General features: G+C 61.8%; 11 protein-coding genes. 7 read left to right on the forward strand and 4 right to left on the reverse strand.

All coding sequences use genetic code 11. The features are described 5' to 3' along the window. The first annotated feature begins 92 nt into the window (after positions 1–92). Both AC097P_RS04710 and AC097P_RS04715 read left to right on the forward strand, forming a co-directional pair. The gene (locus AC097P_RS04710; protein WP_479609199.1) at positions 93–977 is read left to right on the forward strand and encodes a biotin--[acetyl-CoA-carboxylase] ligase; all 885 of its coding nucleotides are present in this window, start codon (positions 93–95) and stop codon (positions 975–977) included. Positions 978–984: 7 nt separating this feature from the next. Next, positions 985–1,644, forward strand: coding sequence for an SPOR domain-containing protein (locus tag AC097P_RS04715; RefSeq protein ID WP_479609200.1), 660 nt, complete (start codon positions 985–987; stop codon positions 1,642–1,644). Here AC097P_RS04715 and AC097P_RS04720 read toward each other — a convergent pair. The 3 genes from AC097P_RS04720 to AC097P_RS04730 all read right to left on the reverse strand — a co-directional run bounded on the left by AC097P_RS04720 (position 1,641) and on the right by AC097P_RS04730 (position 4,755). After that, positions 1,641–3,080, reverse strand: coding sequence for a sensor histidine kinase N-terminal domain-containing protein (locus tag AC097P_RS04720; RefSeq protein WP_479609201.1), 1,440 nt, complete (start codon positions 3,078–3,080; stop codon positions 1,641–1,643). The genes AC097P_RS04715 and AC097P_RS04720 overlap by 4 nt on opposite strands. A gap of 336 nt (positions 3,081–3,416) precedes the next feature. Then, positions 3,417–4,091 carry a response regulator gene (locus AC097P_RS04725; RefSeq protein WP_209393678.1) on the reverse strand — a complete coding sequence of 225 codons (675 nt, stop codon included), beginning with the start codon at positions 4,089–4,091 and terminating at the stop codon, positions 3,417–3,419. Positions 4,092–4,269: 178 nt separating this feature from the next. Beyond that, a complete protein-coding gene (locus tag AC097P_RS04730; protein ID WP_479609202.1) occupies positions 4,270–4,755 on the reverse strand; it encodes a MarR family winged helix-turn-helix transcriptional regulator in 486 nt (161 codons plus the stop codon). A 143-nt stretch (positions 4,756–4,898) separates the two neighbouring features. On the opposite strand from AC097P_RS04730, the gene recA reads away from it, so the two are divergent. Both recA and recX read left to right on the forward strand, forming a co-directional pair. Further along, positions 4,899–6,002, forward strand: coding sequence for a recombinase RecA (gene recA, locus AC097P_RS04735; protein ID WP_479609203.1), 1,104 nt, complete (start codon positions 4,899–4,901; stop codon positions 6,000–6,002). A 65-nt stretch (positions 6,003–6,067) separates the two neighbouring features. Next, on the forward strand, positions 6,068–6,526 hold the full coding sequence (gene recX / locus AC097P_RS04740) for a recombination regulator RecX (protein ID WP_479609204.1): 459 nt from the start codon (positions 6,068–6,070) through the stop codon (positions 6,524–6,526). A 284-nt stretch (positions 6,527–6,810) separates the two neighbouring features. On the opposite strand, the gene argC is transcribed toward recX, so the two are convergent. Further along, entirely contained in the window at positions 6,811–7,746 is a 936-nt protein-coding gene (gene argC, locus AC097P_RS04745) for an N-acetyl-gamma-glutamyl-phosphate reductase (protein ID WP_479609205.1), read from the reverse strand. 183 nt (positions 7,747–7,929) lie between these two features. Between argC and sucC the strand changes: the two genes are divergently transcribed. The 3 genes from sucC to AC097P_RS04760 all read left to right on the forward strand — a co-directional run bounded on the left by sucC (position 7,930) and on the right by AC097P_RS04760 (position 10,786). Then, complete coding sequence (gene sucC, locus AC097P_RS04750; protein ID WP_479609206.1) at positions 7,930–9,093, forward strand: ADP-forming succinate--CoA ligase subunit beta; 1,164 nt, start codon at positions 7,930–7,932, stop codon at positions 9,091–9,093. A gap of 5 nt (positions 9,094–9,098) precedes the next feature. Continuing rightward, positions 9,099–9,992 carry a succinate--CoA ligase subunit alpha gene (gene sucD / locus AC097P_RS04755; protein WP_394786016.1) on the forward strand — a complete coding sequence of 298 codons (894 nt, stop codon included), beginning with the start codon at positions 9,099–9,101 and terminating at the stop codon, positions 9,990–9,992. A 122-nt stretch (positions 9,993–10,114) separates the two neighbouring features. Continuing rightward, positions 10,115–10,786: a TerC family protein gene (locus AC097P_RS04760; RefSeq protein ID WP_479609207.1), complete on the forward strand. Its 672-nt coding sequence runs from the start codon at positions 10,115–10,117 to the stop codon at positions 10,784–10,786. The last annotated feature ends 209 nt before the right edge of the window (positions 10,787–10,995 follow it).

A 10,995-nucleotide genomic window follows, 5' to 3' on the forward strand; every position in this document is an offset into this window, starting at 1 on the left:
CAAGGGGGCAACGCCTGTGGCCCGGCAAAGCCGGTTCCACGGCATTCCTGGTAGTGGCAGGTTCTGCCGTAGCGTTCGTTGGAACGACTGAGATGAGGGTGGTGCGTTGGCAGGCTGAAGCCATCTGGGAGGCGGTGTCGCCACTGTTGCCCACTTTTTCGGTAGAGATCCTTCCTGAGATCGATTCCACCAACTCGGAACTGATGCGCCGAGCCCGCGCGGGCCAGCTGGAGCCGGTTCTGCTGGTGGCAGAGCGCCAAAGTGCGGGGCGTGGCCGCCTGGGCCGCACCTGGTCCAGCGGTGGTGACACCGCAATCAATGCGCCCCTACCGTCGTTGACTTTTTCCCTCGGTTTGCCGCTGGCGCCTGCGGACTGGTCCGGCCTGTCACTGGCCGTGGGGCTGTCGGTTGTGGAAAGCCTGCACCCCGCCTTGCAGCTGAAGTGGCCCAATGACGTGTGGCTGCAAGACCGCAAGCTGGCCGGCATCCTGATCGAAACCGCCAATGTCGCCCCCACGCTTGTCGCTTCGCGTACTGCGCTGCCCCCCGAGTGGGTCTCCGTCTCCTTGGGGCGGCCCGGCGGTGACGTTAGGGGCGAGGCGCGGTACGCCGTCATCGGCGTTGGCATCAACATCCTGCCGCCCGATGGCCAGGGTCTCAGCACCCCACCCGCAGCCCTGTGCGAGCTGTTGCCGGACGTGGATGCGCCCGGCGCATTGGCACTGGTGGCCGCGCCCTTGGTGCGGGCGGTGCTGCGGTTCGAGACCGAGGGTTTCGGCCCGCTGCGCACAGGCTTCCATGCGCGGGACCTGCTGTACGGCCGTGCGTTGGCCTGCAGCGACGGCACGACCGGCATGGCCCGGGGCGTGGATGCCGCCGGAGCCTTGCTACTGCACACCGACAATGGCCTGAAGAAAATCACCAGCGCGGAAGTCAGTGTGCGCCCCGTGCCGCTGCCGCCCGCCAACCCCTCCTGACGCCACCATGCTGCGACTGCTCGTACTGCTTTTGATCCTGGCCAACGGTGTCTATTTTGCGTGGAGCAATGGCCTGCTGCGCGCCTACGGCTTCGCCCCGGCCCAGCAGCAGGAGCCCCAGCGCCTGGCCCAGCAGATCCGCCCCGAGGCCATACAGGTGCTGACACCGGCCGAGGCCAAGCGGGCCGAGACCCAGGCACAGGCCGAGCTGAGCCCTAAAGAGTGCCTGGCGGCCGGGCCGTTCGACGAAGCACAGGCCGCGACCCTGCGCCGCGCGCTGGAATCGGCGCTGACACCGGGCAGCTGGCAGTTGGAATCGGTACCGGTGTCGGCGCGCTGGATTGTCTACATGGGCAAATTTGCCAATGCCGAGCAACTGGCCAAGAAGCGCGGCGAACTGGCAACGATGAAGCTGGTGCCGCAAAACCTGAATAACCCGGACCTGGAACTGGGCCTGTCGCTGGGCGGCTTTGACACCCAGGCCGATGCGGTGGCGGAGCTGGCCAAGATGTCGCTGCGCGGCATCCGCACTGCCAAGGTGGTGCAGGAACGCCAGGAAGGTACACAAGCCCAGCTCAAGCTGCCGGCCGTCACGCTGGACACCAAGACCCGTCTGGCCGACGTCAAAACCGCCCTGGCCGGCCGCACGCTCCACAGCTGCAACTAGCCTAGTTGTCCAAAGCGCACCGTAAAGCAGGTGCCGGGTGGTATCTGACCGGGCCGGCTGTCTTCGATCGTCACCGTGGCCTGGTGCTGGCGGGCAATTTCCAGCACGATGGACAGGCCCAGGCCTGAGCCATCGGCCTCGGTGCCTAGCACTCGGTAAAAGGGTTGGAACACCAGCTCGCGCTCTGGCACGGGTATGCCGGGGCCCGAATCCTCTACCTGTAATACCAGCACCTTGCTGAACGGGTCCTTGAGCACGCGCACGGTGATCACGCCCGGCTTGTCGGCATGGGACGGCGTGTAGTTGATGGCGTTGTCCATCAGGTTGCGCACCATTTCCTTCAGCAGCGTCGGGTTGCCCTGCAGGTTCACATCCGCATCGTCGGGCTCCGCACCTTCGTAGCCCACGTCGATCAGCTTGTCCATCGCGCGCGGCACACAGTCGCGCACCACGTCCATCGTCAGGCGCACCAGGTTGCAGGGTTGCTGGCTCATCGCCGTGCCGCTGCTCTCGGCCCGGGCCAGCGCCAGCAACTGGTTGACGGTGTGCGTGGCGCGGATGCTGGAGCGGCCGATCTGGCGCAGCGATTGCTTCAGGTCTTCGGCGCTGGCATCCGCGCGCTGGGCCAGGTCGGCCTGCATGCGCAGGCCTGCCAGTGGTGTTTTCAGTTGGTGTGCAGCGTCGGCCAAGAAGCGCTTTTGTGTGGCGACCGAGTCTTTCAGCCGCATCAGCAAATCGTTGACGGAGGACACCAGTGGCGCCACCTCCAGCGGAACGGCCTCGGCATCCAGCGGGCTCAGGTCGTCGGGGCTGCGCGCGCGGATGCGCTCTTCGAGGTGGTGCAGCGGTTTGATGGCCTGCACCAGCGCCAGCCAGACCAGCAGCACGGCCAGCGGCAAGATCACAAACTGCGGCAGCATCACGCCCTTGACGATTTCGGTGGCCAGCACCGAGCGCTTCTCCATGGTCTCAGCCACTTGCACCAGGGCCGGCTTGCTGTCAGGCACGTCCAGCTTGACCCAGGTGTAGGCGACCTTGATGTCAGCGCCATTGAACTCGTCGTTGCGTAAGCGGACTTCACCCGGTATGGGTTTTTCTTCCTCCGGCGGCGGGGGCAGGGCCTTCTCGCCGCTGAGGTACTCACCGGCGCTGCCCAGCACCTGGTAATACACGGTGTCGTTGTCGTCGGCGCGCAGCAGTTCGCGTGCCGGCAGGGGCAGTACAAACTGCGCTTTGTTGTTCGGGTTGACGGTGACCAACTGGGCCAACGCGCCGACGTTGTACTCCAGCGCGCGGTCAAAAGGCTTGCCGGCAATGCCCTGGGCCACCAGCCAGGTCAGTACCAGGCTGACCGGCCACAGCAGCAGCAGCGGCGTCAGCATCCAGTCCAGGATCTCCCCGAACAGGCTGCGTTGCTCGCGCTGGAAGATCTTCATGCGGCCTTTCCTGGACAGCGAGGCTTTAAGCAAAATTGGCCGATAGCCCCCGTCGGATGTGCGTAAGCCGCTCCTAATACAATAGCAATTGGAGTCTCACGCCGGACCGCCCCAAGCGGATTTAGCCCCTTCGGGGGGCAGCGACCCGCGCAGCGGCGGAAGGTGTGGGCCGCAAATCCGCGCCGGGCCGCCCCAAGCGGATTTAGCCCCCTCGGGGGGCAGCGACCCGCGCAGCGGCGGAAGGTGTGGGCCGCAAATCCGCGCCGGGCCGCCCCAAGCGGATTTAGCCCCCTCGGGGGGCAGCGACCCGCGCAGCGGCGGAGCGTGGGGGCCATCTCAGGGGGCAATTTTCTCAAGGCAGTAACCCAGGCCGCGCACGGTGGCGATGCGGATCGGGCCTTTCTCGATCTTCTTGCGCAACCGGTGGATATACACCTCGATCGCGTTGTTACTGACCTCTTCGCCCCATTCGCACAGGCGTTCCACCAGCTGGTCCTTGCTGACGAGGCGCCCGGCGCGCTGCAGCAGCACCTCCAGCAGGCCCAGCTCGCGGGCGGATAGCTCCACCATCTTGCCGTCTATCGTGGCCACGCGCCCGGCCTGGTCATAGGTCAGCGGGCCGTGTTTGATGGTGCTGCTGGTGGCACCCGCGCCGCGGCGCACCAGGGCACGCACGCGGGCTTCCAGTTCCTGCAGGCTGAAGGGTTTGGCCATGTAGTCGTCGGCGCCGTAGTCCAGGCCCTTGACGCGTTCATCCACGGCGTCGGCTGCGGTCAGGATCAAAACCGGTAGTGAGGAGCCGCGCCCGCGCAGCTTTTTGAGCACCTCCAAGCCATGCATCTTGGGCAGGCCCAGGTCGAGGATCAGCAGGTCGAACTCGGTGTTGGTCATCAAGGCAGCATCGGCTTCGGTGCCGCTGGCGACATGGTCGACTGCCGCGCCGGCACCGCGCAGAGCCCGCAACAGGCCATCAGCCAAGACCTGGTCGTCTTCGGCAATCAATATCCGCATGTCATGCCTCCCGACGAGCCGCCTCTAGGGTGGCATGCGCCCCCTTGGGGGGTAGCGTGAGCTTGGGGGTACATAGTTGCTCCTCGTTGTAGTCGTCGCAGCATTGCGCAAAGGCGGGTGTGGACGTGTTTTCTCCATTCTAGGCGTGCCCTCTTGGCTTGGCGCTTACAGGCGGGCGCTACGCTCCGCTGTAGGCTTCCAGGCCAATGGCCAATACGGTGGCTACTTCGTCGCCTACTGCCTGGCGTAATTCCAGTTCGGCCTGCTCCACGGCCGCGCGGTAGGCCTCCAGCCAGGCCAGGCCGGTGGCGGTAAAGCGCAGTTGCTGCGCCCGTGCATCCACGGGGTCAGGTTCGCGGGTGACCATGCCCCAGGCCTCGCACTGGTTTACCAGTGTGCCCATGGCCTGCTTGCTCATGCCGGCACTGCGGGCCAGCTCGGTCAGGCGCGACCCCTCGGTGGCCAGGTGGCGGGTGATGTGGATGTGCGCCGCCCCTACCTGCCCGCGCGTGACCAGATTGGCCAACCCCAGCGGCACGCCGGGGTGGTGGGCCATCAGCGCCAGGACGCGCGCGTCAAAGCGCTCCAATGCCAAGCGTAGCCAATGGCCCATGTGGGCCTGGCGCCAGCCGCTGCCGGGGTGAGAGGAGGTCCATTCAGTCATGCTATTAATAGTAATGCAAACTGACTAATAAAGTTGTTTACGGATTTCAACCCATGCCGTTAAACTACTGTTCAAGCATCCAGCCTGTGATTAATCCCAACGGCTGACATGCGCCCCAACATTGATTTTCAAGGAGATTTCCCATGGATGCACCCGTCAAGACCCCCAACAGCATGAACAGCGCCAACCCTGAAAAAGCCAAGGCCCTGCAGGTTGCCCTGGCTCAAATCGAAAAGCAGTTCGGCAAGGGCACCATCATGCGCCTGGGTGAAGGCGAAGTGATTGAAGACATCCAGGTGGTGTCCACCGGTTCGCTGGGGCTGGACATTGCGCTGGGCGTCGGCGGCCTGCCCCGCGGCCGTGTCGTCGAGATCTATGGCCCCGAATCTAGCGGCAAGACCACGCTGACGCTGCAGGTGATTGCCGAGATGCAAAAACAGGGCGGCACCTGCGCCTTTGTGGATGCCGAGCACGCACTGGACATCCAGTACGCGCAGAAGCTGGGCGTCAACCTGCCCGACCTGCTGATCAGCCAGCCCGACACCGGTGAACAGGCACTGGAAATCGTCGACAGCCTGGTCCGCTCCGGCGCGGTGGACCTGATCGTCGTCGACTCGGTCGCCGCTTTGACGCCCAAGGCCGAGCTGGAAGGCGAAATGGGCGATTCCCTGCCCGGCCTGCAAGCGCGTCTGATGAGCCAGGCCCTGCGCAAGCTGACCGCCCACATCAAGAAGACCAACTGCATGGTCATTTTCATCAACCAGATCCGCATGAAGATCGGCGTGATGTTCGGCAGCCCCGAGACCACCACCGGCGGCAATGCGCTGAAGTTTTATGCTTCCGTGCGCTTGGATATCCGCCGTACCGGCACCATCAAGAAGGGTGACGAGGCCATCGGCAACGAGACCAAGGTCAAGGTCGTCAAGAACAAGGTCAGCCCTCCATTCAAGACGGCAGAGTTCGATATTTTGTTCGGTGAAGGCATCAGCCGCCACGGCGAAATCATCGACATGGGCGTGACCGCCAACATCCTGGAAAAGTCCGGCGCCTGGTATGCCTACAAGGGTGAAAAGATCGGCCAGGGCCGTGACAACGCCCGCGAGTTCTTGCGTGAAAACGCGGCGCTGTCGATCGAAATCGAAAACAAGGTGCGCGAATCGCTGGGCATCCCCCTGTTGCCGGTGGCCGCTGCAGAACCCGAAGCCAAGCCCAAGGCTGCAAGCAAAAAAGCCGAGCAGCCCGCGTAGGGAGAGCGTAAGCAGCTATAAAAACAATAGCGATTTTGTAGCTGAATTTTTTTGGAAGCGTTGGCATGGTCACGACCACACCACCCTTGTCCCTGAAAGGCCGGGCGTTGCGGCTGCTCAGCGGCCGGGAGTATTCCCGGGCTGAGCTGGAGCGCAAGCTGGCCTCATTCGAGGAAGAGCCAGGCGCCTTGGCGAAGGCGTTGGACGAGTTGCAGGCCAAGGGTTTTATCAACGAGCAGCGCGTCGTGGAGTCGGTGCTGAACCGCCGTTCTGCCAAGTTGGGCACGGCGCGGATCCGTCAGGAGCTGCAGGGCAAGGGTTTGGCGCCCGAGGCTGTACTGGATGCGGTGGAGAAACTGCGCGCTACCGAAGTGGACCGGGCGCGTGAAGTCTGGCGCAAGAAGTTTGGTGAACCGCCGGTAGATGCGGCGGAGCGCGGGAAACAAATGCGTTTTTTGACCAGCCGCGGCTTTGGTGGGGACGCTATTCGGCGCGTGGTGTTCGGCGGCGGGGACGAGGATTAACTGCGTTCGCCCGCTGATGACACGGGGTATGGGTTTTGCTCCGTGTCCCCCGCCCGCTACGCGGGCTCCTCCTTTACCTGCGCAAAACCCATACCCCGTGCCATCAGCTCGAAAGCGGGTGCGCGCACCGAAGGAAGTCTGAAATCGTGGAGCGCCCCAAACCCGAAGGCCCGACAGGGCGGCGCGTTTTGCGCAGGTAAAGGAGGAGGCCATGCTTGCATGGCCGGGGGACACGGAGCAAAACGCGCCGCCCTGTCGGGCCGGAGCCAGCAGCCTCAGCTCTTTTAAAGCCCCAACATCAACTTGATGTTTTGCACCGCAGCACCAGACGCACCCTTGCCCAGGTTATCCAGCCGCGCCACCAGAACCGCATGCGCAAAGCCATCGGCCTCCGCATCATTGGCAAACACCCGCAGTTCCATCTTGTTGCTGTCGTTCAAGGCTACGGCATCCAACTTCTGGTCGGCCGTGGCGGCTTCTACTGTCACCCACTCGCTGCCTTCGTAATGCTTCTTCAAGGCATCGTGCAAATCCTGTGCCGTAGGCGTGCCGGGCAAAGTGTCCAGGTGCAATGGCAACTGCACCAGCATGCCCTGCTTGAAGTTACCCACCGAAGGTACGAACAAGGGTCTGCGGGTTAAGCCCGTGTAGCGCATGATTTCGGGAATGTGCTTGTGCTTCAACCCCAGGCCATACAGCTCCATCGGTGGCGCATTGCCAGCTTCGTAAGCCTCGATCATGGCCCTGCCGCCGCCGGAATAGCCGCTGATAGAAGGCAGGCACACGGGGAAATCGGCAGGCACCAGGCCCGCATCCACCAGTGGGCGAATCAGTGCAATCGCACCCGTGGCGTAGCAGCCAGGGTTGGCCACACGCCGTGCCTGGACCACGGCTTCGCGCTGGGTAGGTGTCAATTCTGGAAAACCGTAAACCCAGCCAGGCGCCGTGCGGTGCGCGGTAGACGCATCAACCATGCGGGGTCCAGGGCGCCCGGTTCTCCGCTCAATCGCGTCCACCATGGCGACCGATTCCACGGCCGCTTCGTCGTGCAGGCACAGCACGACCAGATCGGCCTGCTCCATCAAGGCTTGTTTGGCTATGGCGTCCTTGCGCAAGGCAGGGTCTATGCGCATGACTTCCACGCCCGGCGTGGTTTGCAGCCGTTCTCGGATCAACAGGCCGGTGGTGCCGGCTTCGCCATCAATAAAAATTCGCTTCATATCAAATAGGAGATCAACGGGTTGAGGAGAGTAGCCGGGTGGCGCACCAGAAAAGCGCTGTCAGGCAGCGATCAGATTGGTGCATTGCAACATGATACATTTCGGAGTTGATGTGTCCAGTGCCAGGTTTGTAACAAAATTGTTGCAATTTGGTGAAAATTCTCCAGCTCCCAAAGAGACGTCATGAAAATCCACGAATACCAAGGCAAAGAAATTTTGCGCCAATTCGGTGTGCCGGTGCCCCGCGGCATCCCCGCCTTCACAGTACAAGAGGCGGTGGAAGCTGCCCAAAAGCTCGGAGGACCTGTCTGGGTCGTCAAGGCGCAAATCCACGCCGGTGGGCGTGGCAAGGGTGGCGGTGTCAAGGTCGCCAAGACCATCGAAGACGTCAAGCGCATCGCGGGTGAGATCCTCGGCATGCAGCTCAAAACGCACCAAACTGGCCCAGAAGGCCAAAAAGTCCGCCGCCTCTACATCGAAGACGGCGCTGACATCAACAAAGAATACTACGTGTCCATCGTGACCGACCGCGCCACGCAAAAGCTGGCGTTCATCGCTTCCAGCGAAGGCGGCATGGACATCGAGGAAGTGGCGCATTCCACACCCGAGAAGATCATCACCGAGTTCATCGACCCGCTGACCGGTCTGGGTGCCGAGCAGGCCAAGAAGATTTCGGATGCCATCGGAATGCCCGCTGACTCCACCGCGCAGGCCGTGGACATTTTCCAGAAGCTCTACAAGTGCTACATGGACACCGACGCGTCGCTGGTCGAAATCAATCCGTTGAACCGCGACAGCAAGGGCAATGTGATGGCCTTGGACGCCAAGTTCAACTTTGACTCCAACGCCCTGTTCCGCCACCCCGAAGTGGTGGCTTACCGCGATCTGGACGAAGAAGATCCGGCCGAAGTGGAAGCTTCCAAGTTCGACCTGGCCTATATCAGCCTGGACGGCAACATCGGTTGCCTGGTCAACGGCGCTGGCTTGGCCATGGCGACCATGGACACCATCAAGCTGTTTGGCGCTGAGCCGGCCAACTTCCTGGACGTGGGTGGCGGTGCCACCCCCGAAAAGGTGACAGAAGCCTTCAAGATCATGCTGAAGAACCCCAAGGTCAAGGCCATTCTGGTCAACATCTTCGGCGGCATCATGAAATGCGACACCATCGCCACCGGCGTGATCACCGCCTGCAAGGCGACCAACCTGAATGTGCCGCTGGTCGTGCGCATGAAGGGCACAAACGAAGATTTGGGCAAGAAGATGCTGGCCGAAAGCGGCCTGCCCATCATCTCGGTGGACACCATGGCAGAGGCTGCGCAGGCAGCTGTTAAAGCGGTAAAGGGTTAATCATCATGTCGATCTTCATCAACAAAGACACCAAGGTCATTACCCAGGGTATCACCGGCAAGACCGGCCAGTTCCATACCGAGAAGTGCCAGGAATACGCGAACGGCAAGAACTGTTTTGTCGCAGGCGTGAACCCCAAGAAGGCTGGCGAGTCCATCTTCAACATCCCCATCTACGCGTCCGTCAAGGAAGCGGCTTCGGAAACCGGTGCTACCGTGTCGGTAATTTACGTGCCACCGGCTGGCGCCGCGGCCGCCATCTGGGAAGCCGTTGAGGCCGACCTGGACCTGGCGATCTGTATCACTGAAGGCATCCCCGTCCGTGACATGCTGGAAGTGCGTAACCGCATGAAAGCCAAGGAAGCGGCCGGCGGCAAGAAGACCCTGCTGTTGGGCCCTAACTGCCCCGGTTTGATCACCCCTGACGAAATCAAGATCGGCATCATGCCCGGCCACATCCACCGCAAGGGTCGTATTGGTGTGGTCAGCCGCTCCGGCACGCTGACCTATGAAGCGGTGGCCCAATTGACCGAAATCGGTCTGGGGCAGTCCAGCGCGGTTGGTATTGGCGGTGACCCCATCAACGGTCTGAAGCACATCGACGTGATGCGCGCCTTCAATGATGATCCGGACACCGACGCCGTCATCATGATCGGCGAAATCGGCGGACCCGATGAAGCCGAAGCTGCCCGCTGGTGCAAGCTGAACATGAAGAAACCCATCGTGGGCTTTATCGCGGGTGTGACTGCGCCTCCCGGCAAGCGCATGGGCCATGCTGGCGCCTTGATTTCTGGCGGTGCGGATACGGCCGACGCCAAGCTTGCGGTGATGGAAGAGTGTGGTTTTACAGTGACACGTAATCCGTCCGAAATGGCGAAGCTGCTCAAGGCACTGTTGTAATCACACCGCAGTCAGGGATTGCGGCTGCACGACGACCGCTGCCCTGAGCAGGACACCAGGGAAGCGCTCCGAACAGCATGTTTAGAGCGCTTCTTGCATTTTGAAATACAGGAGTTGCAAAGATGGAATGGCTACAAAGCGCGGACTTCTGGATCGGTCTGCTCAAGATTGTTTGGATCAATATCATTTTGTCAGGCGACAACGCGGTCGTTATTGCGTTGGCAGCACGCTCCTTGCCGCCAGAGCAGCAAAGGAAAGCGGTCTTCTTCGGGTCTGGAGCCGCGGTCGTACTGCGCATTGCGCTGACCGTGGTGGCGGCCAAGCTTTTGGCCATGTCGTTTCTGCAGATTGTCGGTGGCCTGCTGTTGTTATGGATTGGTGTCCAGCTGTTGATGGATGAGGAAGACGCCGAACACGGCGCGTCTGGCACTGGCAGCCTGATGGCGGCTGTGCGCACGATCCTGATCGCTGATTTGGTCATGAGCCTGGACAACGTGATTGCGGTGGCTGCTGCAGCCAAAGGTGACATGGTTCTGTTGATCCTGGGACTGGCGATCAGTATCCCCATGGTGATCTTCGGTAGCACCTTGATGATCCGTCTGATGGAACGCTTCCCCGTCATCATCACATTGGGAGCGGCTTTGATTGGGTGGGTCGGAGGTGAGACCATCGTCAGCGATGCGGCACTTCGCTCGGTCTCAGTTGATTACCCTTGGTTGCATTACGTCGGCGCTGCTCTGGGCGCAGTCCTGGTCATAGGCTTGGGGAAAAAACTCGGAAAACGGCACCCTTAATGAAGATGGCGCTATCAAAAAGAAGACGTTGTTGGAATAAGTCGCTTGTCGGAACGAACGGCATCTGCTAATGTCGGCCTCTGCCTCCGTGAGGAGATGGGGTGTGTGTGGTTGGGTGGTTTGGACCGGCATCAGTGCATAGAGGGGTAGGGCTGGCACGTGGCGAAATCTTCTTTTTCAAAATCGGGTCCGTTCTGGCGGGCCGACTG

This window comes from Rhodoferax sp. ZS1R8, assembly GCF_056521325.1.

Excerpts from the sequence above, each read along its gene's own strand:
- AC097P_RS04710 (WP_479609199.1), top strand. The coding sequence starts at position 93 with ATGAGGGTGGTGCGTTGGCAGGCTGAAGCCATCTGGGAGGCGGTGTCG.
- AC097P_RS04715 (WP_479609200.1), top strand. The coding sequence starts at position 985 with ATGCTGCGACTGCTCGTACTGCTTTTGATCCTGGCCAACGGTGTCTAT.
- AC097P_RS04720 (WP_479609201.1), bottom strand. The coding sequence starts at position 3,080 with ATGAAGATCTTCCAGCGCGAGCAACGCAGCCTGTTCGGGGAGATCCTG.
- AC097P_RS04725 (WP_209393678.1), bottom strand. The coding sequence starts at position 4,091 with ATGCGGATATTGATTGCCGAAGACGACCAGGTCTTGGCTGATGGCCTG.
- AC097P_RS04730 (WP_479609202.1), bottom strand. The coding sequence starts at position 4,755 with ATGACTGAATGGACCTCCTCTCACCCCGGCAGCGGCTGGCGCCAGGCC.
- recA (WP_479609203.1), top strand. The coding sequence starts at position 4,899 with ATGGATGCACCCGTCAAGACCCCCAACAGCATGAACAGCGCCAACCCT.
- recX (WP_479609204.1), top strand. The coding sequence starts at position 6,068 with ATGGTCACGACCACACCACCCTTGTCCCTGAAAGGCCGGGCGTTGCGG.
- argC (WP_479609205.1), bottom strand. The coding sequence starts at position 7,746 with ATGAAGCGAATTTTTATTGATGGCGAAGCCGGCACCACCGGCCTGTTG.
- sucC (WP_479609206.1), top strand. The coding sequence starts at position 7,930 with ATGAAAATCCACGAATACCAAGGCAAAGAAATTTTGCGCCAATTCGGT.
- sucD (WP_394786016.1), top strand. The coding sequence starts at position 9,099 with ATGTCGATCTTCATCAACAAAGACACCAAGGTCATTACCCAGGGTATC.
- AC097P_RS04760 (WP_479609207.1), top strand. The coding sequence starts at position 10,115 with ATGGAATGGCTACAAAGCGCGGACTTCTGGATCGGTCTGCTCAAGATT.